The sequence below is a fragment of the Nonlabens ulvanivorans genome (genome assembly GCF_032922765.1).
GTDB classification, from domain to species: Bacteria; Bacteroidota; Bacteroidia; order Flavobacteriales; family Flavobacteriaceae; genus Nonlabens; species Nonlabens ulvanivorans.
Genome location: NZ_CP136694.1, coordinates 2,566,887 through 2,592,176, shown reverse-complemented (window position 1 = coordinate 2,592,176; position 25,290 = coordinate 2,566,887). Strand labels below are relative to the sequence as shown.

At 35.3% G+C, this 25,290-nt stretch carries 22 protein-coding genes and 1 tRNA gene; 12 read left to right on the top strand and 11 right to left on the bottom strand.

What is annotated here, in order from left to right:
• The first annotated feature begins 4 nt into the window (after positions 1-4).
• A complete protein-coding gene (locus R1T42_RS11730) occupies positions 5-1,849 on the top strand; it encodes a cation:proton antiporter (protein WP_317290454.1) in 1,845 nt (614 codons plus the stop codon).
• A gap of 313 nt (positions 1,850-2,162) precedes the next feature.
• Here R1T42_RS11730 and lepA read toward each other — a convergent pair whose 3' ends face one another.
• Positions 2,163-3,962, bottom strand: coding sequence for a translation elongation factor 4 (lepA, locus tag R1T42_RS11725; RefSeq protein WP_006796409.1), 1,800 nt, complete (start codon positions 3,960-3,962; stop codon positions 2,163-2,165).
• Positions 3,963-4,052: 90 nt separating this feature from the next.
• On the opposite strand from lepA, the gene R1T42_RS11720 reads away from it, so the two are divergent.
• Both R1T42_RS11720 and dusB read left to right on the top strand, forming a co-directional pair.
• Positions 4,053-6,464 (top strand): outer membrane beta-barrel family protein, encoded by a 2,412-nt coding sequence (locus R1T42_RS11720; protein ID WP_317290453.1) that lies wholly within the window; start codon positions 4,053-4,055, stop codon positions 6,462-6,464.
• A 51-nt stretch (positions 6,465-6,515) separates the two neighbouring features.
• Positions 6,516-7,514, top strand: coding sequence for a tRNA dihydrouridine synthase DusB (gene dusB / locus R1T42_RS11715; protein WP_036583341.1), 999 nt, complete (start codon positions 6,516-6,518; stop codon positions 7,512-7,514).
• Positions 7,515-7,567: 53 nt separating this feature from the next.
• Here the strand turns inward: dusB and R1T42_RS11710 are convergent, their stop codons facing one another.
• Genes R1T42_RS11710 through rbfA form a run of 3 tightly spaced genes read right to left on the bottom strand, consistent with a single transcriptional unit; the run spans position 7,568 to position 9,433 of the window.
• On the bottom strand, positions 7,568-7,795 hold the full coding sequence (locus tag R1T42_RS11710) for a hypothetical protein (protein ID WP_317290452.1): 228 nt from the start codon (positions 7,793-7,795) through the stop codon (positions 7,568-7,570).
• A gap of 25 nt (positions 7,796-7,820) precedes the next feature.
• Positions 7,821-9,038, bottom strand: coding sequence for an ABC transporter permease (locus R1T42_RS11705; RefSeq protein ID WP_317290451.1), 1,218 nt, complete (start codon positions 9,036-9,038; stop codon positions 7,821-7,823).
• Positions 9,038-9,433 (bottom strand): 30S ribosome-binding factor RbfA, encoded by a 396-nt coding sequence (gene rbfA / locus R1T42_RS11700; RefSeq protein ID WP_036583349.1) that lies wholly within the window; start codon positions 9,431-9,433, stop codon positions 9,038-9,040. Before rbfA ends, R1T42_RS11705 begins: the two co-directional genes overlap by 1 nt.
• A gap of 56 nt (positions 9,434-9,489) precedes the next feature.
• On the opposite strand from rbfA, the gene mce reads away from it, so the two are divergent.
• The 3 genes from mce (at position 9,490) to R1T42_RS11685 (ending at position 10,481) form a co-directional block, all read left to right on the top strand.
• Positions 9,490-9,897 carry a methylmalonyl-CoA epimerase gene (gene mce, locus R1T42_RS11695; protein WP_317290450.1) on the top strand — a complete coding sequence of 136 codons (408 nt, stop codon included), beginning with the start codon at positions 9,490-9,492 and terminating at the stop codon, positions 9,895-9,897.
• A gap of 71 nt (positions 9,898-9,968) precedes the next feature.
• Positions 9,969-10,042: transfer RNA gene (locus tag R1T42_RS11690), tRNA-Ile, on the top strand.
• Between the two features lie 253 nt (positions 10,043-10,295).
• Positions 10,296-10,481 carry a hypothetical protein gene (locus R1T42_RS11685; RefSeq protein ID WP_317290449.1) on the top strand — a complete coding sequence of 62 codons (186 nt, stop codon included), beginning with the start codon at positions 10,296-10,298 and terminating at the stop codon, positions 10,479-10,481.
• Here R1T42_RS11685 and R1T42_RS11680 read toward each other — a convergent pair.
• Positions 10,476-11,060, bottom strand: coding sequence for a riboflavin synthase (locus R1T42_RS11680; RefSeq protein WP_317290448.1), 585 nt, complete (start codon positions 11,058-11,060; stop codon positions 10,476-10,478). The two genes, R1T42_RS11685 and R1T42_RS11680, sit on opposite strands and share 6 nt — an antisense overlap.
• 60 nt (positions 11,061-11,120) lie before the next feature.
• Here R1T42_RS11680 and pdxA point away from each other — a divergent pair, with 60 nt between their 5' ends.
• The 6 genes from pdxA to accC all read left to right on the top strand — a co-directional run bounded on the left by pdxA (position 11,121) and on the right by accC (position 16,059).
• A complete protein-coding gene (gene pdxA / locus R1T42_RS11675) occupies positions 11,121-12,170 on the top strand; it encodes a 4-hydroxythreonine-4-phosphate dehydrogenase PdxA (protein WP_317290447.1) in 1,050 nt (349 codons plus the stop codon).
• A gap of 62 nt (positions 12,171-12,232) precedes the next feature.
• On the top strand, positions 12,233-12,778 hold the full coding sequence (locus R1T42_RS11670; RefSeq protein WP_036583361.1) for a YceD family protein: 546 nt from the start codon (positions 12,233-12,235) through the stop codon (positions 12,776-12,778).
• Between the two features lie 2 nt (positions 12,779-12,780).
• On the top strand, positions 12,781-12,978 hold the full coding sequence (gene rpmF, locus R1T42_RS11665) for a 50S ribosomal protein L32 (protein ID WP_317290446.1): 198 nt from the start codon (positions 12,781-12,783) through the stop codon (positions 12,976-12,978).
• Positions 12,979-13,129: 151 nt separating this feature from the next.
• Positions 13,130-14,128, top strand: coding sequence for a beta-ketoacyl-ACP synthase III (locus R1T42_RS11660; RefSeq protein ID WP_036583366.1), 999 nt, complete (start codon positions 13,130-13,132; stop codon positions 14,126-14,128).
• A 17-nt stretch (positions 14,129-14,145) separates the two neighbouring features.
• Positions 14,146-14,634 (top strand): acetyl-CoA carboxylase biotin carboxyl carrier protein, encoded by a 489-nt coding sequence (accB, locus tag R1T42_RS11655; RefSeq protein WP_036583368.1) that lies wholly within the window; start codon positions 14,146-14,148, stop codon positions 14,632-14,634.
• A gap of 78 nt (positions 14,635-14,712) precedes the next feature.
• Positions 14,713-16,059 (top strand): acetyl-CoA carboxylase biotin carboxylase subunit, encoded by a 1,347-nt coding sequence (gene accC / locus R1T42_RS11650; protein ID WP_317290445.1) that lies wholly within the window; start codon positions 14,713-14,715, stop codon positions 16,057-16,059.
• Between the two features lie 74 nt (positions 16,060-16,133).
• Here the strand turns inward: accC and R1T42_RS11645 are convergent, their stop codons facing one another.
• The 6 genes from R1T42_RS11645 to R1T42_RS11620 all read right to left on the bottom strand — a co-directional run bounded on the left by R1T42_RS11645 (position 16,134) and on the right by R1T42_RS11620 (position 25,285).
• Positions 16,134-16,754 (bottom strand): hypothetical protein, encoded by a 621-nt coding sequence (locus R1T42_RS11645; protein WP_317290444.1) that lies wholly within the window; start codon positions 16,752-16,754, stop codon positions 16,134-16,136.
• A 113-nt stretch (positions 16,755-16,867) separates the two neighbouring features.
• Positions 16,868-19,012 (bottom strand): TonB-dependent receptor, encoded by a 2,145-nt coding sequence (locus tag R1T42_RS11640; RefSeq protein WP_317290443.1) that lies wholly within the window; start codon positions 19,010-19,012, stop codon positions 16,868-16,870.
• A 97-nt stretch (positions 19,013-19,109) separates the two neighbouring features.
• Entirely contained in the window at positions 19,110-20,042 is a 933-nt protein-coding gene (locus R1T42_RS11635) for an ABC transporter ATP-binding protein (protein WP_317290442.1), read from the bottom strand.
• Positions 20,043-20,115: 73 nt separating this feature from the next.
• Positions 20,116-21,657 carry a choice-of-anchor I family protein gene (locus tag R1T42_RS11630; protein WP_317290441.1) on the bottom strand — a complete coding sequence of 514 codons (1,542 nt, stop codon included), beginning with the start codon at positions 21,655-21,657 and terminating at the stop codon, positions 20,116-20,118.
• 164 nt (positions 21,658-21,821) lie between these two features.
• Positions 21,822-23,984, bottom strand: coding sequence for a prolyl oligopeptidase family serine peptidase (locus R1T42_RS11625; protein ID WP_317290440.1), 2,163 nt, complete (start codon positions 23,982-23,984; stop codon positions 21,822-21,824).
• Between the two features lie 2 nt (positions 23,985-23,986).
• Positions 23,987-25,285, bottom strand: coding sequence for a T9SS type A sorting domain-containing protein (locus R1T42_RS11620; RefSeq protein ID WP_317290439.1), 1,299 nt, complete (start codon positions 25,283-25,285; stop codon positions 23,987-23,989).
• Positions 25,286-25,290: the final 5 nt, after the last annotated feature.

Sequence of the window (25,290 nt, the reverse complement as noted above, 5' to 3'; positions counted from 1 at the left end):
AATAATGCTAGAGTTAGCCGGAATTATAATACTTGGAATCCTTGCACAATGGATGGCGTGGAGATTTAAAATACCAGCCATATTACCTTTGATAATCATAGGTCTATTGGTAGGTCCTATTGCATCTTTGTATACAGAAGATGCCTCTAAACTAATTGAACCTATATGGAACGGACAGCAAGGTTTATTCCCAGGTGACAGTCTTTTTTACTTTGTATCTCTAGCGATTAGTATCATACTTTTTGAAGGTGGACTAACCTTAAAAAAAGAAGAAATACTTAATACAGGACCGGTTATAGGTAAGTTAATATCTGTTGCCGTGATTATTACATTTGCTGGTGCTGGTGTTGCGGCACATTATATTTTTGGACTTAGTTGGGAAATTGCCTTATTATTTTCTGCTTTAATAATTGTGACTGGACCTACTGTAATCACACCTATTTTAAGAAATATACCGCTTAAAAAAGACGTAAGTTCTATATTAAAATGGGAAGGGATTTTAATTGATCCTATAGGAGCTTTATTTGCGGTATTGGTGTTTGAGTTTATTAGTGCAAACGCAGGTGGCGAGTTTACATTAGTAGCTCTCGAAGAATTTGGTAAGATTGTATTGTTTGGATTCTCCTTTGGATTCTCATTTGCACATGCACTTGCTTTTTCAATTAAGAAAAAACTAATTCCTCATTACTTATTAAACGTCTTTACTCTTGCAGCTGTGTTGGGCGTTTTTGTGTTAAGTGATTCTTTTGCACACGAGTCTGGTTTACTAGCTGTAGTTGTTATGGGTATGGTTATGGGTAATATTAATTTACCTAACCTTAAAGAACTACTTTATTTTAAAGAGTCGTTGAGTGTTTTATTGATATCGATTCTGTTTATACTTCTTGCAGCAAATATTAATATGGAAGATTTGTACCTTATCTACAGATGGGAAACGGCAGTATTGTTTGCAATAGTATCCTTTATCATACGTCCATTAGGTGTATTTGCTAGTTCGATAAATAGTGGTTTAAAAATTAATGAGAAGCTATTTATATCATGGGTTGGACCTCGCGGTATTGTAGCGGCAGGTATTGCGTCACTTTTTGGTTCTAAACTGGTTACACAAGGTGTTGAAGGAGCAGAGTATATCACACCGCTCGTATTTATGATTGTATTAGGTACCGTATTATTAAATGCAACAACTGCCAGATTGTTTGCAAAAATTGTAGGTGTGTTCTTGAAGCAATCTGATGGTATTATGATCGTAGGAGCTTCAAAGTTCTCTAGATTAATAGCTAGTTATTTAAAAGTACATGGACGCAGTGTTGTACTAGTAGATACTAATACTAATAATGTGCGTATTGCAAAAGAAAAAGGATTGGATGCTGTAGCTGCAGATATTTATAGTGATGCCATAACCGATGATATTGAATTTAATAACATAGGTTTTCTAATGGCGCTTACAGGTAACTCGCAGATTAATGATTATGCACTAGAGCGTTTTACAGCACGTTTTGGAGAAAATGGCGCTTACCGATTAGTTCACTCTACTGAGGTGAGCAATCCTGATGAAAACCCTACAAGAGGTTTGTTTTCATCTACAGATGATTATGTAAACATGATGGAAGTAGCACGTTATTATGGAGAGATACATGAAATCACTATTAAATCACAAGAGCATTATGAAGGATTGATTGAAATCACAAAAACTGATGAAAACATCATACCTTTATTCATTAGAAAGAAAAATGAGATAGATATTATACCATCTACATCACTAGATATGGAAGTAGAAGAAGATAGTATGCTGGTTTATCTAGGTAAAAAAATTGTGGTGCAGGCGAGTGGTGATATTGTGATGGAGTAAAAAGAAATATAATTATAAAAAAAAAGGGACAGAAAATTAATTCTCTCCCTTTTTTAGATTTTATATGACTGGTTATGAATTCGCTATTTGAAATTCGTTTTCAATTACTTCAGACCTCGCATTTGAGAATACAGCGAGCATTGAGGTTCTCGAAATGCGGCTATAGAGAGTACGATGTACTGAAATATTCTTTTTAAATCCGGTCTTCGAGAACCTCAGACCTCGCTTTTGAGTTTACAGCGAGCATTGAGGTGGTCACTGAGCTTGACGAAGTACTCTCGAAATGCGGAATTTGTAATACGCTCTTAATTAATTAATCATTCAATTTCAACACCGCCATAAATGCCTGTTGAGGAATCTCTACATTACCTACCTGGCGCATACGTTTCTTACCTTTCTTTTGTTTTTCTAGAAGCTTACGTTTACGAGAGATATCACCACCATAACATTTTGCCGTTACGTCTTTACGTAGGGCTTTAATAGTTTCACGAGCAATAATTTTTGCTCCTACAGCAGCTTGAACAGGTATATCAAATTGTTGTCTAGGGATGAGTTCACGCAGCTTTTCTACCATCTTTTTACCTATGGTATAAGCGTTGTCAGCATGTATTAAGGCACTTAAAGCATCTACAGGTTGTGCATTTAAAAGAACATCTAATCTTACAAGTTTAGAAACACGCATTCCTATAGGCGCATAGTCAAATGATGCATAACCTTTAGAAACGGTTTTTAAACGATCATAGAAGTCAAAAACAATCTCGGCCAGTGGCATGTCAAAGGTAAGTTCAACACGCTCTGTAGTTAAGTATGTTTGATTAGTAACTATACCACGTTTTTCAATACATAAAGACATCACATTACCTACAAAATCTGATTTTGTAATAATTGTCGCTTTAATATATGGTTCTTCAACTCTATTTAATGTAGAAGGTTCTGGTAAATCACTTGGGTTATTAACGATGATGCGAGCATCAGGTTCTTTATTAGTATAAGCATAATAAGAAACGTTAGGCACAGTTGTGATAACCGTCATATTGAACTCTCGCTCTAGACGTTCTTGAATGATTTCTAAGTGTAACATACCTAAAAACCCACAACGGAATCCAAAACCAAGTGCAGCACTACTTTCTGCTGCAAACACCAAAGATGCGTCGTTTAACTGTAGTTTTTCCATACTAGAACGTAAGTCTTCATAGTCTTCAGTATCTACTGGATAAATACCGGCAAAAACCATAGGCTTAACGTCTTCAAAACCTTCAATCGGATTTGTAGTAGGGTTTGAATGATCTGTTATAGTATCACCTACCTTTACTTCTTTAGCCTCTTTAATACCGGTAATTAAGTAACCTACATCACCAGCTTTTATTTCTTTTTTAGGAACTTGATTCAATTTCAAAGTACCTATTTCATCTGCATAATAACTCTCGCCAGTAGCGACAAATTTGATGTGTTGTCCTTTTTTTATAGTTCCATTAATAACCCTAAAAATAGTCTCTACACCACGGAACTGGTTGTATTGTGAGTCAAAAACTAAAGCCTGTAACGGCTCATCAACATTACCAGTAGGTGCAGGAACACGTTCTATAATTGCGTCTAGAATATCTTGAATCCCTAGACCTGTTTTTGCACTAGCAGGTATTACTTCACTAGGATCACATCCTAATAAATCAACGATATCATCTGTTACCTCTTCTACGTTTGCACTAGGTAAGTCTACTTTATTAAGTACAGGTATGATTTCTAAATCATTTTCTAGTGCTAGATAAAGGTTAGAGATTGTTTGTGCTTGAATACTTTGCGCAGCATCAACAATTAAAAGAGCACCTTCACAAGCTGCAATTGATCGTGAAACCTCATAAGAGAAATCTACGTGACCTGGTGTATCTATCAGGTTAAGAATGTATTGCTCACCATCAGGTGCAGTATAATCCATTTGAATCGCATGCGATTTTATCGTTATACCGCGCTCACGTTCTAGATCCATATTGTCTAGTAATTGTGCTTGCGATTCACGTTTTGTAACCGTATGGGTAGCATCTAACAGTCTGTCTGCCAGTGTGCTTTTACCGTGGTCAATGTGTGCGATGATACAAAAATTGCGTATGTTCTTCATAGTCCGTTAAATACTGCTGCAAATATAATCTAATTCCTTGCCCAATTTTTTAAGGAGCTTTCCTATTTTAGAGGCTCTTTTATTTATTGCATGAAACTGATATCCATTTTATTACTATTCACTTCTTTAAGTACGTTTGCTCAAATTAATCTTACAGGTAACCTTATCGATTCTGACGGTGCTCCCATTGCTTTTGCAAATGTGGTACTTCTCGATGTAGAAGAGGGAATTTTTAAATACGGTACTTCAACTGATGAGACAGGAAACTTTTCTTTCCCTAATGTAATTAACGGCGATTATAATTTCAATGCCTCTTTTGTGGGTTATGTTACGCTTTCGCGAAAGCTGACTCTACAAAAAAACACTGCTCTTAACAATCTCACCTTAGAAACAGATGCTGCGCAACTAGACGCTGTAACAATCATCGCAGAGAAACCAACTATAGAGCGCAAGTCTGATCGTCTTATTTTTAATGTTGAAAACACAACCTTAAGCACAGGAAATGCATCACAGATTTTACAATCTACACCAGGAGTGTTTGAAATGAATGGTACTTATACTGTAAAAGGTAGTGTAGCCCAAGTGTACATTAATAACAAACGTGTTTATTTAAGTAATGAAGAATTAGAGCAATTATTAAGTGGATATAGCGGTGAGAATGTAAAAAGTGTTGAAGTTATTCATAATCCACCTGCTCGATATGATGCAGAAGGTGGCGCAGTAATTAATATCGTTACTAGTAAGAACGTCTCATTAGGCTATAAGGGCTCGTTAACGGGCAAGTATGAAATTGACACTTTTGCAAAATATAATATCGGTACCAGTCAGTATTATAAAAATAACTGGCTTAACGTGTACGCAAATTATAATTTTAATCCACGTAAAGACTTGACTCTCGAAGAATCTCAAGTAGGTTTTTTTAATAATGATGGAACAAGAAGCTCTCGCTGGTTTACTGATTTAAATAGTGTCTCACGCAGTCAGTCACATGCATTCAATACCATTATAGATATCAATATTAATGAGAAAAACAGCTTATCTATTTTAGGTTATCTAGGATTAGACAATGGTAGAGAGGTAGATACGGATGTGAATACCTTAATCTTACCACAAGGAGGAACTATGTTTAGTGGTTTTAATACGGATTCTAGTACGGGACGCGATGCCACTATTGGTTCTCTTAACTTAGGATGGAATAACATTATGAATGATAATGGCGGTACATTAAGTGTGGAAGGAAGTTACTTTTTTACTGAAGTAGACAATGGGCAAGACTTTTTCAGTACATTTTTTGATGACACGCAAACTACATCTAGTACAAACAGTTTCAATACCGTAGGTTTTCAAGATATAAATATATTTACTGCAAAAGCAGATTACCTTAATCAAATCGGTGCTTATTCACTATCTGCTGGATTAAAATATTCTGATATTTCATCTCAGAGTAAACAAGATTTTTTTGATACCAATATGGGTAGTAGTATAGACCCGTCACTATCAGATAACTATTCTTATGATGAGCATATTTATGCAGCATATGCGCAATTAGAAAGAGAATGGGCTAAATGGTCTTTTACCGGAGGATTAAGATTAGAACAAACAGATGTCGTAGGAGATAGTGAAACTTTAGGCTTAGTTAATTCTCAAAATTACCTCGGCTTTTTTCCTAATATATCGGTTACTCATAATCTTAATGAAAAGAATGATTTATCGTTAAGTTACAAACGCTCTATTGAAAGACCTAGGTATGGTGATTTAAATCCATTTAATAACTTTATAAATGATAATAATATAGAGTCTGGTAACCCTAATTTACAACCAGCCTTTACTAATAAAGTAACACTAGGGTGGACATACGACTATGAGTTATTTGTAGATGCTTACTACATTTATACTAAAGGTATTTTAGATAATTTACCTTTTCAAAATAATAATACAAACGTGTTGACCACACAAAGCGCTAATCTGAATTATGAATTTCAATATAGTGTTGATGCAACACTTATAAAATATCCTACTGAAAAGTGGACTTCTTTAACAAGTGTAAGTGCTTTTTATATGGAAAATGAATTTAAAGCCATACAATCAATTAGTGAGAACCAAAGATTAAATACTACAGGATTTTTTATTCAAACACAGAATTTATTTGAGCTTTCTAAGGATGGCACATTAAATATGTTAATAGAAGCAGATTATATTACTAGCATTCTTTTCGGTTCATACAAATATGAGAATATGCTAGCCAGTAGTATAGGCTTTTCAAAAAGATTATGGAATGATAGAGCTATATTAACTGCAAAGTATAGTGATATATTTCTTTCACAAAACCAGCCTTTTGTAAGTCGGTATGCAAATCAAGATAATCGCGTGTTAACCATTCCAGAAACTCAATTATTTACTATAGGATTTACTTATAAATTTGGAAACTTTAGATTAGATAATCGAGAGCCAGAAGCTTCAGAAGAATTAGAACGTACTGGTAAAAAAACTAAAGGATTATAAAACGCATTAATTCTCTTCAATTCAAATTAGATTATACCTTATTTTTGCAACATGCCTAAAATAGGAGATATACAATTACCCGATTTCCCACTACTACTTGCACCTATGGAAGATGTAAGTGATCCACCTTTCCGCGCACTTTGCAAAGAAAATGGAGCAGACGTGGTCTACACAGAATTCATATCTAGTGAAGGATTGATACGTGATGCCGCAAAAAGCACCATGAAACTAGACATCTATGAGGCAGAACGTCCTGTGGGGATCCAGATTTTTGGTGCAAACCTAGACTCGATGTTACAGTCTGTAGAAATCGTAGAACGTACTAAACCAGATATTATAGATATCAACTTCGGTTGTCCAGTGAAAAAAGTAGTTTCTCGTGGTGCTGGAGCTGGGATATTAAAAGATATAGATCTTATGGTATCTCTTACAGCTGCCATGGTAAAACATACGGATTTACCTATAACGGTAAAGACTAGACTAGGCTGGGACGACGACTCTATAAAAATTGTTGAGGTTGCAGAGCGTTTACAAGATGTAGGTATTAAAGCCATATCTATCCATGGCCGCACACGTGCCCAAATGTATAAAGGAAATGCAGACTGGAAACCTATTGCAGCTGTAAAGAATAATCCTCGAATGCACATTCCAGTTTTTGGTAATGGAGATGTAAATACTCCAGAACGTGCATTAGAAATGCGTGACGATTATGGACTGGATGGTGCTATGATAGGTCGTGCCAGTATAGGTTATCCATGGTTTTTTAGAGAAGTAAAGCACTTTTTTGAGACTGGAGAGCATATGGCAAAACCAACTATGCAAGAGCGTGTAGAGGTCGCAAGACGTCATTTAGAAATGTCTATTGCTTGGAAAGGAGAAACTTTAGGTGTCTTTGAAACCAGACGTCATTATACTAACTATTTTAAAGGGATTCCTAATTTTAAAGAATACCGAATGAAAATGGTTACCAGTGATGACTCTAAAGGTGTTTTTGACACCTTTAATGAAGTACTCGATAAGTTTGGTAACCATAGATTTGATTATAGATAAGGCTTAATTAAATAAAACCCTTTTTATTTGAAACACATAATAGATATACGTTTTTATTGAATTTGATCAGGACGTCTTATATGTGCAGAGTTTGAACAATTTGAATCATGACAATTCATGCGATGAAGCACTTTTTTCTTATCGATGTTCTTAGATTGTGGCGTATTAACTGTGGTCTTTTCATTTCCTGACGCAGCTATAGCAACACTAAACATAAAAAGTAATGGTAATAAGACTAGTTTTAAATTTTTTCCGACAGAAAAAACTTCAATCAGTCTCATTCTTTTAATTACTAGGCCTATTGGATTATAATTTTGCTTGAGAAAGCAACGCTTCATTGATTCGTCTAGATGCGATATAACTTGCTATAATACCTAATATGGATGTTGTCCCTATGGCAACAGCAACATTAGTTAAGACCATTTCAAAAGGATAAGGAAGTCCTGGAGCTATATAAAGAAGACTATATTCTATCTGTAGGTAAACAAAGGCAACACCTATAAAGAGACCTATTAATCCACCACTTATCGTCATTAAACTACCTTGAATAAAAAATATTTTACGTAAAGATTTCACACTAGCGCCTAAATCTAATAAGGTTTTTAAGTTTTGTTTTTTATCCAGAATCATCATGATTATGGACCCTAAAACATTAAATAGCGCGATGATTAGTACTAAAGTAAAGATCAGATAAACAGCAAGGTTCTCTGAATTAAGCATTTTGTATAAACCATCATTCATTTGAAGTCTATTTTTAATAACTATAGGGACATCAAATAATGCTTCTATTTCTTCTCTTATTTGATCTTCGTCAACATCAGGTGAAATTTTAATCTCTAAGCTACTTGCCTGGTCACCATTATAATCCAATAATTTTCTGGCAGCTGTAATGGTTGTAAAAATATATTTACTGTCTAGATTTTCATTAATACTAAAAACTCCCGTAGCGACAACATCAATCTGACTAAAAGAATCCCTATAATTTAAAGCGTTAATCGCATTTTTTCCAGGTTTAGGCACCATGATTTGTAAAAACCTACCATAATTATCTACTTGTAAAGAAAGCTCATCAGATATTGCTGCACCAGCGACAACTTGTAAATCACTGTTGCCTAGCCAACTACCTTCTAGCAATATCGTGTCTGTTTTTATGATTTGGTCATAATTACTGTCGACACCTTTGATGTAAGCAATGTCGTTTTTGCCATCGTAATGTAAAAAAGCTTTTTCTTCAATGGTAGCACTTAGCAATGTGATACCAGATATGTTTTCTAGCTCTCGCTTTCGCGAAAGCGGAATCTCTATAACTTTACCATTTAAAGGAGTAACCTTAAGGTCTGGATCAAAATAACTACTAAACTCTGTACTAAAACTTTTTAATCCTGAGAATCCAGAAAGCACAATGAATAAGGCAGCTGTCCCAACAATAGTTATTATAAAACTAAGTATGTTGATAATGTTAATGGCGTTTTTACCATTTTTAGATACCAGATATCGCTTTGCGATGTAATAAGAAAAGTTCACTAAGATTTTTTTCTGCGCGGCAATATATTTGGATTTTCAATAGGATTGTTAAGACCTTTAAGTTCTCTATCTATTTGATCCATATACTCAAGAGAGTCATCATTAAAGAACTGTAATTCAGGCATGCGGCGCAACTGGTGACGTACCTTTGCAGCTACTTGATGTCTCAATTCTGGTCCTATTTCTACAATTTCTTGAACAACGGCTGCAGCCTTATCTGCAGGAAAGACGGACAGGTATGCTTTTGCATATCCCAGATCGGGTGTTACCGTAACCTTAGTTACAGATACTAGTAAGTTCTTAACGGTGTTCTTTCTTAAAAAATCCTGTATTACAGAAGATATGTCCTCTTGAAGAATACCACTAATCTTTTTCTGTCTATTACTTTCTTCCATGCGACAAAGGTAAGCAAATGGTTTTGTGATATTTTTGAAAAATAAATTAAAGAGTTATGTTAGGAAAAATTGAGCATTTAGGAATTGCTGTTAAAGATTTAAAAAAAGCAAATCAAACCTATGAGAAACTTTTAGGAAGGAAACCATACAAAAGTGAGGCTGTAGAAAGTGAGCATGTAATGACATCGTTTTTTAAATCTGGAAAGAATAAAATTGAGTTATTAGCTGCTACTCATGAAGATAGTGCTATTGCAAAATATATAGAAAAAAGAGGTGAAGGTATACATCACGTTGCTTTTAATGTTAAAGATATTAAAGCAGAATTAAAAAGATTAGAAAAAGAAGGATTCAAAATTTTGAATCATGAGCCTAAGAAAGGTGCTGATAATAAATGGGTTGCATTTATTCACCCCAAATCTGCCAATGGTGTATTGGTAGAGTTATGTCAGGAAATTGAAGAATAGTTTGTACAAAAAGAATTATAGTTTAAATTTGCAGACTTTTTAGGACATACTATTCCATTAAAATAGTTGTCGGGCCTATAACTCAGTTGGTTAGAGTATCTGACTCATAATCAGAAAGTCCCTGGTTCGAGCCCAGGTGGGCCCACAAGTTTAAAAAACCTCAGTTTTAAAGCTGAGGTTTTTTTATTTTGTAAAAGTGATATATCTCTGTATTAAATTGGTTTTAGAATAAAATGTGAACCTTTTAAATGAATATGGGATAAATCTCAGGCTCTTTTCAAGTTTAAAAATCGTATTTCATCGATGAAAAGCATTGTTTTTAAACTTTACATCAAGTTCACATTACTTTTTTGCGCTAATTCAATTAAAGTTTTATTTTCGCATTCGTTAAAACAACTATGAGCAATATTCTTTCACTTTCCCTAACAGTGTTAGTACAACAAGCAACACCACCTGTTCCTAAGATGGGTATACCGCCACCTGTAGGAGACGTTCCATTGGATGGAAATATATGGTTCTTAATAGCAAGTGCTGTTATTATAGGCGCTATTGCTGTTTATAAAAGCCGCCGAAGAGCATTATAAACCCATTAATCTTTTTACATATTTACCGATAACGTCAAATTCTAAATTGACGACGTTATTCTTTTTTAATGTTTTAAAACCTGTATGCTCATACGTATAAGGTATTATAGCTACAGAGAATCCATTAATTTTAGAGTTAACCACAGTAAGGCTGACACCATTTATGCAGATGCTACCTTTTTCAATAGTTACGTTATGTAAGTCCTTATCGTACTCAAAAGTAAATATCCATGAGCCGTCTTTATTAATAATATCTTTACAAACTGCTGTTTGATCAACATGACCTTGAACGATATGACCATCCAGCCTAGCGTTCATTTTCATAGCCCGTTCTATATTTACAATATCACCTATAATAAGTGCACCGATATTTGTTTTCTGTAAGGTCTCTTCAATTGCGGTAACAACATATTTATTACCATCAATGGCAACTACCGTTAAACAGACACCATTGTGTGCAACACTTTGATCTATTTTTAACTCACTAGTGATATTGCTCTCTAGTGTTAAGTGTAAATTTGTATTTTCTTTTTTGAGTTGAATAACTCTTGCAGCAGACTCTATAATTCCTGTAAACATAAGTGATGAAAAACCGTTACTTTTATCTTCTCAAAAATACGGCGAAAAACAAAGCACCGCATGAACAAAAAGCAAAACAATAGAGTAGGAATCTCATTAGGTGATCCTAATGGAATAGGTGGAGAGATTATTTTAAAAGCATTTGAGAATAATCAGATGTTGGAGCTATACACTCCAGTGATTTTTGCAAGTACAAAACTTTTATCTTACTACATTAAAACTTTAAAACTTAATATTAAAATTCATGGAATCACCTCGCTGGATGATGTTGTGGATGGTAAGGTAAATGTAGTACGATTAATTAAAGAGCCGTTTAGGGTAAATTGGGGAACGGTTGATCCTGTTGCTGGTGAACTAGCAGTACGTAGTTTAAAGGCGGCAACAGAGGCTTTAAAATTAAATCAAATCGATGTTTTAGTGACGGCTCCTATTCATAAAGAGTCTATACAGTCAGAAGAGTTTAAATTCCCAGGTCATACCGACTATCTTAATCAAGAGTTAGAAGGGGAAAGTTTGATGTTTATGGTTTCTGAAGATCTAAGAGTAGGATTACTTACAGATCACATACCCTTAAAAGAGGTTCCTAGCCAAATTACAGAAAAACTTATCAAAACAAAAATAGGCACCATTAAAGAGTCGTTGAAGAAAGATTTTGGAATCGTTAAGCCTAAAATTGCTGTACTAGGTATTAATCCTCATGTAGGAGATAATGGCGTTATAGGCACAGATGACCAAGAATCATTAATTCCTGTTCTAGAAGAATTGAGAAAAGATGGTACGTTAATATTCGGACCATATCCAGCAGATAGTTTTTTTGGAAATAAAAAACATTTGCAATTTGATGCTGTTTTAGCATCTTATCATGATCAAGGATTAGTGCCGTTTAAAACGATTACATTTGGTTCTGGTGTCAATTATACTGCAGGATTAAGTCATGTAAGAACTAGTCCAGATCATGGAACTGGATTTGATATTGCAGGAAAGGGAAGTGCAAATCCATCTTCATTTATGGCGGCTATACATACTGCGGTCACTGTTTTTAAGCACAGAAAGATGTATGATGAGCTATCTGCAAACCCGTTAAAAAATATTTCTAAAAAACGTAGATAATATTAACAATGTATTTTTAATAACTTTTATTATCTTTGCCCGCTCGTTTAACGAGGAAGATTATGGAACTCAAAGATTTTAATATTTCCTTTGTTGGTTTAAAGCAGGGGAAACATCAGTTTCTATATGAGGTTGATAATACGTTTTTTGAAAATTTTGGTTTTGAGGACTTCAATAGTTCTCAGTTAAATGTTGAAGCCACATTAGATAAAAAATCCACTATAATGGAATTGCATCTAGAGGCTTCAGGTTCAATTAATGTCAATTGTGATGTTACTAATGAGCCATTTGACTTGGACATTGAAACAGAAATGGATGTCATTATTAAATTCGGTCCAGAATATAATGATGATAATGAAGAGCTACTCATTTTACCACATGGCGCTTATGAATTAAACATAAGTCAATTTGTGTATGAAATGTTGGTGCTAGGTATTCCATTGAAAAGAGTTCATCCAGGAGTAGAAGACGGATCATTAGATTCAGATTTGCTCGATAAATTGGAAGAGCTGCAGCCGAAAGACCTTGATATTATAGAAGACAATAAAGAAAGTACTGATCCCAGATGGGACGCATTAAAAAAAATACAAACGGATAATAATAAATAGCCATGGCGCATCCTAAGAGAAAAATCTCCAAAACAAGAAGAGATAAAAGAAGAACTCACTACAAAGCTAGTGTTCCACAAATTGCAACAGATAGCACAACTGGTGAAGCACACCTTTACCACAGAGCACACTGGCATGAAGGTAAATTATATTACCGCGGTAATGTATTAATCGACAAAGCAGAAGAAGTAGAAGCATAGTTTGCTGATTTATCAAATCAGTAGAAAACAAAGCTTTTCTTTACAAATTCATAAAAAATGACACGTTTTTAATTAAAACGTGTCATTTTTATTTATTTCTGCAAGTTTTTCAGTAGCTTTCACGGCTCTAATAATTACTAGAATCACCTGTATGAGTAACATCAAAGCGGCGATTACTGCAGTAGGCGGCTATGTGCCAGACTACAAGCTTACTAACGCTATCCTAGCGACTATGGTTGATACAAATGATGAGTGGATCACTACTCGTACTGGTATCAAAGAACGCAGGATTTTAAAAGATAAGGATAAGGGAACCTCGTACCTTGCTATTCAAGCGGCGCTAGACCTTATCAAGAAAAAAGATTTAGATCCTTTATCTATAGACTTAGTCATAGTAGGAACTGTGACACCAGACATGCCTGTAGCATCAACGGCTGCTTATGTAGCAAGTGAGATAGGTGCGGTTAATGCATTTTCTTATGATTTACAAGCTGCATGTTCTAGTTTCCTTTATGGAATGAGCACAGCAAGCAGTTATATTGAATCTGGTCGCTATAAAAAAGTACTCCTTATAGGCGCAGATAAAATGTCTAGTATTATTGATTACAAAGATCGTACTACATGCATCATTTTTGGTGATGGCGCTGGAGCTGCTCTATTTGAAGCTACTGAAGATCAAAAGGTAGGATATGAAGACGAAATATTAAGAAGTGATGGCGTAGGTAGAAACTTCTTGAAAATTGAAGCTGGAGGTTCTTTAATGCCAGCAAGTCATGACACTATAGATAATAACCAGCACGTTGTATTTCAAGATGGAAAAAACGTTTTCAAATATGCAGTCTCTAATATGGCAGACGTCGCAGAGAAGATTGTTAAACGTAACAATCTTACTAATGAAGATGTGGATTGGTTAGTACCTCATCAAGCAAATAAGCGTATTATAGACGCTACCGCTAAAAGAGTCAACTTACCAGATGAAAAAGTAATGATGAATATAGATCGCTATGGAAACACCACTAGTGCTACATTACCATTACTATTAAACGAATATGAATCTCAATTAAAAAAAGGTGACAAGTTGGTGTTTGCTGCATTCGGCGGTGGATTCACTTGGGGCTCTATTTTATTAACATGGGCTTATAATAGCTAATCATAACCACTTAAATTATGGATATAAAAGAAATTCAAAACTTAATCAAGTTTGTAGCAAAATCTGGAGCTAGCGAGGTAAAGCTAGAAATGGATGACGTTAAAATCACAATTAGAACTGGATCAGACTCTAATGAAGTGACTTATGTACAACAAGCAATGCCTATGCAAGCAGCACCTATGCCACAAGCAGCTCCTGCAGCGGCACCAGCTGCAGCACCAGCAACAGAGGCTGCACCAGCACCAGCAGCAGATGATAACAGTAAATATGTTACTGTAAAATCACCTATTATTGGTACTTTTTATAGAAAACCTTCTCCAGATAAACCACTTTTCTGTGAAGTAGGAGATAGTATTAAAGAAGGTGATACACTTTGTATTATTGAGGCTATGAAACTTTTCAATGAAATTGAAAGTGAGGTATCTGGTACTATCGTAAAAGTTTTAGTAGATGATTCTTCTCCGGTAGAATTTGACCAACCATTATTTTTAGTAGATCCTTCTTAATTAATAAGAAGGATTTTTTGTGGATACGCTTTCGCAAAAGCGTAAATACCACATTTACACTAACATAAAAAACGTATCATGTTTAAAAAAATATTGATAGCAAATCGTGGTGAAATAGCTCTTAGAGTTATTAGAACCTGTAAAGAGATGGGAATCAAGACAGTAGCTGTTTATTCTACTGCTGATGCTGATAGTCTCCATGTTAAATTTGCAGATGAGGCTGTTTGTATAGGACCACCACCTAGTAACTTATCTTATCTTAAAGTTTCTAATATCATTAGTGCTGCAGAAATCACAAATGCAGATGCTATTCACCCAGGATATGGATTCCTTTCTGAAAATGCAGATTTCTCTCGTATATGTGGAGAGCACGATATCAAATTTATCGGCGCTAGTCCAGATATGATTGCAAAAATGGGAGATAAAGCAACTGCAAAAGAAACCATGAAAGCTGCTGGTGTACCTTGTGTACCAGGATCTGATGGTATTATTGCAGATTTTGAGGATTGTAAAAAAATTGCTTTAGAAACTGGATATCCTGTCATGCTTAAAGCGACTGCCGGTGGTGGTGGTAAAGGTATGCGTGCTGTATGGAAAGAAGAAGACCTACTAGCAGCTTGGGAAAGTGCTCGTCAAGAAAGTAAAGCTGCGTTTGGTAATGATGATATGTACATGGAAAAACTCATTGAGGAGCCACGTCATATTGAAATTCAGGTTGTAGGTGATTCTTATGGAAAAGCATGTCACTTAAGTGAACGCGATTGTTCTGTACAGCGTCGTCACCAAAAATTAACGGAAGAAGTACCTTCTCCATTCATGACTAAAAAGTTGCGTAAGGATATGGGAGAAGCTGCCGTTAAAGCTGCAGAATTTATTAAATATGAAGGAGCTGGTACGGTAGAATTCTTAGTAGATAAGCACCGTAATTTCTACTTTATGGAAATGAATACTCGTATTCAAGTAGAGCACCCTATCACAGAACAGGTAATAGATTTTGACCTTATAAGAGAACAAATTTTAGTTGCCGCTGGTGTAAAGATATCAGGTAAGAATTATGAGCCTACATTACACTCTATAGAATGTCGTATTAACGCTGAGGATCCTTATCACGATTTCCGTCCTTCTCCAGGTAAAATAACTACACTTCATGCACCAGGCGGTCATGGTGTGCGTCTAGATACTCATGTTTATGCAGGTTATTCTATCCCGCCTAATTATGATTCTATGATAGCAAAGTTAATTACTACTGCACGTACACGTCAGGAAGCAATTGATAAAATGAAAAGAGCTCTAGATGAGTTTGTAATTGAAGGTATTAAAACTACAATTCCTTTTCATAGACAGCTAATGGATCATCCAGATTATGTTGCAGGTAATTATACCACAGCATTTATGAATGATTTTGAGATGGAAGCAAAGAAATAAAAATAAATTTCCAAATATTAAAAAGTCCCATATTACAACTAGTAATATGGGACTTTTTTTGAAGGCTAATTCAATTAATCTTTATTACAGGTCGTTTGTACTTCTAGCGCTCGTTCTTTTCCCCATGATGGTGTAAAGCCAGTTACTACTTCTTCATTAAATAATAAAATAGCTTTATCAATGAGTTTACAATAAGGTGTGATGTCTTTACCAAAGTATTTTGCACTACCCATCAACCACTCTGCTCTAGAAAGTGCAACTCTAGGATTTTCCGGCGCTATATTATAAGCTTTCTCATATAAAGCTGTTGTTTCTGCAGATAATTTCATTCCAAATGTTTTTGCATCATAGGTAATCCAGCAAGTATTTAAAAGTCCCTGTAAAACCATTAATTCTGGATTATTTGTAGAAATTGCCTTGGCATCGTTAATATAGTCTTGTGCTTTTTTCATGTAAAGCACAGTCTTGTCTTTTGGATTTTGTCCCCAAGAGCTATTTATATTACATAGCGCCACATAATAGGCTGGTTCCCATCTATCAGACTCGGCAGCGGCGACTCTTTCAAATTGTTGCGATGCAGCGAGTAAATCTGTTTTGATAAGCTCTAATCCTTTAATCATTGCTTTTTCATAGCCCGATTGAGCGTTTATAGAAAGAGTTAAGAACAGAATAATAAGAGTAGTAATTGATTTCATAATAAAGGTTTTAGAAGTTGTTGATATAGTAAATATGCTGTGTATTACGCTTTCGCGAAAGCGTAATCAACCCAACTGTCGTATCTTGATACTGAGTTGTGCAAAGCAAAATTTTATAGATTATCTAGTTGATTGTCATTACTACCTAGCGTCCAAAAGAAGCCTACAAAAATAAATCTGTCTGCAGCCTGACCTATGGATCTACGATCAAAATTGCCCATCTGATCAGGTATATTACTGTATTGATAATTAAATATATTTTCTCTTCCTAAGATATTTGTCACTGATAGGAATACGATTTTTTGTTGATCGATGAGATATGCCCAGTTTAAATTTAAACTTTGAAATGAGGTTGTTTTATCATTAAGAAAACCTTCTAGGTTAGGATTAGTAAATGTTCTACCACTGGTATAATTGTAGGTAATACCTATTTGTGATTTTAAATCCTCAACCCAATACTTTCCTACCGCGCTGAAGTTATGTGAACTGGCAAAATTAGGCGTTGCAGTTTCTTGAAAATTAAGGTACTGTCTTTCAGTATCTAGATAAGAGTAGCTGATCCAGTAGTCTAAATTTTTAACAGTTTTCTCATCGCGCCAAAATATATCTAGTCCAGTCGCATAGCCATCTCCATTTACCTCAAAATTACTATCAAATTGTGGTCTGTCAGTATCATAGGTTAATAGACTAGAATAGTTTTTGTAGTAGGTCTCTGCACGTAGCATGCGACCATCTTTTTGATATAAAAAATTAAGGATATAATGCTCTGCACTTTCTGGTGCTAGTTGCTCATTATATTGAAGAATATTATTTTGAGCCTGCTGATAGAACTGCCCATAAGCAATAGATGCCTGCCAATTCTTAGATACACTTATGGCAGCGCTCAATCTAGGAGATATAAGTAACTCTTCACTTAAGCCATAATAATCTGCTCTTACACCAGCTTTAAAGGCAAGATCTTTAGATAGAAAAACTTCAGCCTCTGTAAAAACGCCTGAATTAGAAGAATTAACAGATGATTCAAAAGCGTTATCTTCTATAACAACACCTTCTTTATAGTTGATGATAAACTGTTCTACACCGTAGTGGATTTTAAAGTAATTATTGTAACGCTTACGCAATTTTATTTTTGCATGTAATGCATTTTCTCTAGTGTCCACATCTGTACCTGCAACGTTAATGTCATTACGATCATGTGCTAGACTAAGACCAGTTTCCATTTTCCAATCATTGTTAAGACGCTGCTCATAGTTTAAATTCCCGTAGTAATTCCCGTTTTTAAGTCCAAAGAATATCCCATCCTCTATATTAATATCTTCTTGTAGGATACTAAAATTACTATAAGAATAAGCACTGTAAGCCTTAAACATCCCTTTCTCGAGTTGATGTCTATAGACAGCTTCACCACTAATAGATTCATATGGATCTTCAAACTGATTGTTTTGCGGTATTAACTGATTATAAGGACCTAGGTTAATATAACTAGCATTAACACTAACACTATTCTTTCCCCATATTTGTGTATTTCCCACGCCGCCACCGACACTCATGATTTGTAAGTCTGTTTTTTCCTCTGTAGGTATATCAGTGGTATTTAATAATAATACACTCGATAGAGCGTCACCATACTCTGCACTGTAACCACCAGTAGAAAATGATATTCCATCAAATAAGAAAGGAGAAAACCTTCCTCGTGTAGGTATATTTCCAGTAACTGGCACAAAAGGGCGGAATACTCTACTATTATCAATAAATACTTGAGTTTCCTCACCACTTCCACCACGTACAAAAAGACGCCCATCATCTGGATTTGCACTCGTTCCTGGAAGTGTTTGCAATGCACCGACAAAATCACCTACTGCACCAGCCGTGGTTACTATATCAAGTGGTTTAAGTGCGCTCGCCTTAGAACTGTCTCCAGCACTTAAAGTTCCAGCATTTAGAATCACAGAGTTAAGACTATTTACGCTTTCGCGGAAGCGTATTTCTACACCATTCAGCTCTCTAACGTCAGATTGCTGGATATAATCTTCATAGCCTATAAAACTGGCGACTAAGGTTACTGTAGAAGTTTCAGTAGTTTCAAAAGAGAACTTACCATCTATATCGGTCGTGGTGCCATCATAAGTTCCTTTTAAATAAACATTTGCTCCTAGAACGGGTATGTTTTTTTCATCTATAACCTGACCGCTTACAATGGTCTGTGCAAGACTGGATATTGATAAGGTCATAATTAGTAATAAGAAAAGAGTTTTCATAGGTCATGGTTTGATGATACAAACATCCTATGAAATAAGGCTGATTACTATTCTCTTTTACTGAGTTGTTGATTTTTTAAACTGAGTTGTCTAAGTTTTAATTGCTCTTTAAAGCTAATTTCACTTTTTGACCAGGATCAAGCTTCTCAAAAGAGTTAAATAACAAGGTTTCATCCTGACATGTAACTTGAATAAGATAATCTACTCCTTTAAAATAAGCGCTCTTTACAATTGCATCAACGCCTTTTTCATTAACAATAAGCTGTTCTGGATAGCATATGATTTCTTTAGTATTATTGAACCATCCTACAGGTATGATATTTACCTCGTTGAATAAAGAAGCTCCATATTTATTTAAGGGCTTTTGATAGCAATCAATTGTTTTTCTATGATCAATGACTTGACCATTGCGCATGATGATAGTTTCATGTGTGAATGGCAATACATCATCCTTATCATGTGTAGCAATCAAACATGTGATGTTCTCTTTTCTCAAATAAGAAAAAAGGCTACGTCGTAAATCGTTTTTTCTAAAATTGTCAATATTGGAAAAAGGCTCATCTAATAATAGAACCTCAGGCTGTTGAGCGAGCGCTTTAGCAATCGCTACACGTTGTTTTTGTCCGCCGCTTAGTGTTTTAACCTTACGATCTTTAAAGTCGCTCATATCGACTATATGAAGTAAATCTGTAATGCGAGTTACTCTATCATCAATCTGTATAGAAAGATGTTCACCTACATTTTCAAAAACGGTAGTGAATGGCATTAAATCAAATTCCTGTGGAACATATTTCATCATAGGGTGTCCTGGCACAAGATGAAAATCTGCACCATCTAATTTTTTACCTTCAAAAGTGATCTCTCCACTTTCTTCTTGCAGTAAGCCGTAAATTAAGTTCAGTAATGTACTTTTTCCACAACCGCTTTCTCCTATGAGTGCCACATGTGTTCCTTGTTCAATTTTTAAATTGATATGATGTAAGGCTTTACCTTGTGGATAAGAAAACTGAACGTCTTTTAAATGTAGCATGCTACAAAGGTATTTGCTAGAAACTAAAAAACCCATGCAATTTGCATGGGTTTAATATTATTGAGCAGATGTATTAATCTAAAACATTGTTTTGATAGATATTAACGGTACCACTATCCTCATTACTGATAATTAGAAGTGCTTTGTCACTGCCGCTTTCTTCTCGCGGAATCATTAATAAACTTTCTGGGGCTTTATCGCCTATTGGCTCTAGCCACGTTAGGAATACTGGATTATTTGGGTTTGTGACATCATATAATAGAACACCATCTGTACGTTCCATTGCTACAGCGAGTATATATCTATTGTTTATAGAATTAGTGTTTGATGTATTACTTTTTATTTCTAAAACAGCTACTGCTTCTGGCTCAGCACCTTTATCATCACTACGTCCATCTTCATCATTGAATCGTGTAGGGTTTATATTTAAAGTGTTTACTGCTATACTATTTCCACTATCATAAACAAGGTTTCCATTGGTATCCCAAAAGCTGAAGCTACGAGCACCGTATCCATAAATTACATCATAATCTCCGTCACCATCGATATCACCGTTTGCAGTTGTTGTCTTTAATCGACCGATATTCTCATCCATTTGTAAACTAGCTGCATCAGGAAAAGCTGTTGGGTCTAAAATAAGGTCCTTAACTCTTTCTTCTTCAGAATATCCATCGTAATCGCGAGCGTCTCCTTCATTTGCTGTAACGATCAATTCTTGCCCATTTATTGTAACGATATCCATTCCGTCTGGATGATAATAAGAAAGTACAGGCCAATTTTTTAATTGGGTTACACCATCTCTATCACTGGCATCTATGCTATTTAAAGGGTTATTATAATCTTTAACACCATATGCTTTTACATAATTTATAGCTGCAGTATTAACGTCTATACTCATTAGAGCATTATTTTCTTGGCAAGTTACATATGCGGTATTCCCATCTTCTGATACAACTATGTACTCTGGTTCTAAATCTTGAGCTACAGTGGCGCCTGGGCCATAAATACGAACGCCATCATTTTTTAAAGATGCCTCTTGATTATTTAAACTCGCAAAATTGATTAATTGTATCGCTCCATTTGAAAGTGTGATGATACCTACTGTTCCTTCAGGATCAATGGTATAATCATCATTAGGCTCACCTTCACAGGCAACAAGAATTTTTTCACCATCTGGTGTAAAAGTAACCATATCTGGTAATGCGCCTACAGTATAATTATTTAATAGGGCTTGACTATTAATGTCATAAGTAACGACTGTACCATTAAGCTGCTTATTGTCATTTTCTACCGCTACGGCAATTATACCATCACCAACTGCTACACTATTAGGAGATCCACTACTTAATGAAATAGCTGGTTGTTCCATTGGAATGCTAGGATTTGATAAGTCATAAACATTAATCTGATTTGACTCTGCATTTATAACAAATAGCTTCTTACTGACGATATCATAGGCACTTATTTCAGCACTGCCTTCACCACCGACTTGAATAGTTGCAGCTCTTTGAAAATTTACTTCAGTAGATAGTGAGATTTGATCACTAGTATCATCATCATCATTATTACAACTACATAATATAATTGCAATTAAGGCATAAATTATTTTATTCATTTTATTGATTTTTTGGCATGTACAAAAAAAAGTCTTCAATAACTGAATGGTGTTAGCTAAGTCTTATATGATGGTTTATAAAAGATTATATAAAGGTTATGCAATAAAAAAACCCATACTATTTGCATGGGTTTTAACAATTATCTTCTAATGAAATCTAAGATTTACATTTTTACTCTTGTACTAAGTTCTGGTAGTTCTTCAAATCCCATATTAAATAAGGCAAAACTATAAATATCTGTTTGTTCTTGAATTACTTGTGCGGTTGATTTACCTGCACCGTGACCAGCATCAGTCTCTATTCGTATTAAGGTAGGAGCATCTCCAGCTTGTTTAGATTGCAGTTCAGCAGCAAATTTAAACGAGTGTGCTGGAACGACACGATCATCGTGATCGCCAGTAGTTACCATCGTCGCAGGATAAGAAACACCTTCTTTAATATTGTGTAATGGAGAATATCCTTTAAGGTATTCAAACATTTCTGGATTATCCTCTGCAGTTCCGTAGTCATAAGCCCATCCTGCACCAGCAGTAAACTTATTATATCGCAACATGTCTAACACACCTACTGCTGGGAATGCTACACCGGCTAGATCTGGTCGCTGTGTCATCGTTGCACCTACTAATAATCCACCGTTAGAACCACCTTGGATGGCAAGATATTTTGTAGAGGTGTAATCGTTATCTTTTAACCATTCTCCTGCAGCTATAAAATCATCAAACACGTTTTGCTTTTGCATTTTAGTACCAGCGTCATGCCATTTTTTACCATATTCACCACCACCGCGTAAATTTGCAACGGCATAAATACCGCCCATTTCCATCCACGCAGCTCTTGAAACTGAAAAACCAGGATTAAGTGAGATGTTGAAACCACCATAACCGTAAAGTATTGTTGGGTTTTTACCATCTAATACTAATCCTTTCTTATGTGAAATAATCATAGGGATTTTAGTTCCATCTTTAGAGGTGTAAAACACTTGCTTTGATTCATACTCATCACTATTAAATTGAATCTCTGGTTTGCGATATAGTTTTGAATCACCAGTGGCGATGTCATATAAATAAGTACTTCCAGGAGTGGTATAATTTGTAAAGCTATAGTAAAGTGTTTTATCTTTCTCTTTAGCGCCAAAACCGCCCACATTTCCTATTCCGGGTAATTTTACTTCTCTAACAAGAGTACCATCATAATTATACTGTTGTATTTTAGATACGGCATCTACCATATACTCTGCAAAGATGTATCCACCACCTGTAGATGGTGATAGCACATTTTCTGTTTCTGGTATCACGTCTACCCAACTTTCTTGAGTAGGATTAGAAAAATCTGTCGATACTATACGTTTATTAGGCGCATTATAATCTGTTACCAACCATAACTTAGAACCTTCATTATGCAGTAAATAAGTGTTGGTATCAAAATTATCTAGAACGGTTACTAGTGGTGCATTGGGTTTATTTAATTCTTTCATAAACATCTTACCACCATTAGTAGATGTACTTGCAGAAATGACTAAGTAGTTTTGATCATCAGTAACGCCACCACCAACATATCTATACTTTTGATCTGCTGTACCACCAAAGATAACTTGATCTTCACTCTGTGGTGTACCTAACTTATGATAATACAGTTTATGCTGATCTGTCATAGCACTCAGCTCACTACCGTCAGGCTTATCATAACTAGAATAGTAGAAACCATCATTACCTTTCCAAGACATTCCAGAAAATTTCACGTCTTTTATGGTATCTCCTACTTGAGTTAAATCTTTAGTGTTTAAAACGATAATTTTTCTCCAGTCACTTCCACCTTCTGAGATGGCATAAGCAAATAGAGATCCGTCTTTAGTGAAAGAAGTACCACCTAGAGAAGTCGTTCCATCTTTTGAAAATTGATTAGGATCAAGAAAAACTTCTGCATCTTCCATTTTTCCGTTAGTAGGAAATCGGTATATCACATATTGGTTTTGTAAGCCGTCATTTTTATAAAAATAAGAGTAGTCACCTTCTATAAAAGGAGCCCCTATTTTCTCATAGTTCCATAATTCTGTAAGACGGTTTTTTACGCTTTCGCGAAAGCGTATTTGATCTAAATACTCGTTAGTAACCTTGTTTTCTGCCTTTACCCATTCACCAGTTTCTTCACTGCGATCATTTTCTAACCAGCGGTATGGATCTGGTACATCTATACCATGATAGGTGTCTACATGGTCCACGGTTTGAGTAGTAGGGTAAGTAACTGCCATTTGTTTTGAGCTCTGTTTTTTTTCTTCGCAAGATGCCAATGCCATAAGAACAGTGGCTGCGAGAAGTGTTTTTTTCATAGTTAGTTTTTTATTAGTTGCTGTGTGGTTGAAGTAGCATTAACTTTAATAAAATAAATACCACTTTGTAAATCAGTCACATCAATCAATGATATGTTACTATATTCCATTAATAATCTACTATTGATATCATAAATTTCAACTTTTTCTATAGGTTGAGTACTTAAAATATTGATAAATTCTGAACTAGGATTAGGGTAAATAGAAAAACCATCTGCTGCTAATTGATCATAAGTAGACAGTACACTGTCTGTATAGACATAGACACCATCTTGTGTACTAATAGTGCTAAATCCGCCACTATAACCAGTATCCTCATCTAAAAAAGCGACGTCAACATGTTGATCTGTACTTACATTAGTCCATGTAATGCCGTCATCTGTAGAGTAAGCGGTACCTGCTAGTGCAGTATCACCGCCGGTACTCACCACTCTAGAAGAGTTAGGGATATAAGCAATAGCACCACCATATGGGAAGCCTGTGCCAGAGATGTTTACTGGATTCCATGTGGTTCCAGTATCTTGTGTTATAAATAAGTTACCAGAATTATCTTGAATCATTCCTTTATTTGGGGTACTAAAAGTAATATCTCCACTTAAATTTGTTCCACCAAAATCACTAAGTGGTGTATTAAAAACGCTCCAATTGTTTCCCATGTTTGCAGAATGATAGACTCTTCCTGCGCTAGTAGTAAACCAAATGTTATCCCCTAAATGAGTATACTGTGCTAGATAGCCTACCTCGTTGGTTAAAGGCGCAGGTATGTTTGAACTAGGAACTCTAGTATAACTAGTACCACCATTTGTTGTCGTGTATATTTCCCAATAGCCGCCTGCGGGATCGCCTATCACGACACCATCATTTGTATTATAAAAATGTACCACATTTGTAAAACTAGTCGCGCTATTGAAAAGAGCGCCAGATTGACGAGTCCAAGTAATTCCTGTATCAACTGTTTGCCACACGCCACCTATCTGACCTGAAGCACGCGGATGAACGGCTATATATGCTGTTGTTGCACTTACACCAGATATATTTGAGATTCCTAAATTAACATTTCCCACATCTATAGAACCAGCGGTCCATGTAGCACCAGCATCACTTGATGTACTAAATCGTTGTACATTGATATTAGGGTTGATCCCATCATAACCAGTCGCCCAAACTACATTATCATCTACAATATGAATTTTTGATAATCCAGTAGATGTTAATGGAAATCCAGACGCATTCTCAGTCCAGAATTGAGCTTGAGCACCTATAGAAATAAATAAGAAAGTGAATAGTAAACGTGACATCATAAAAA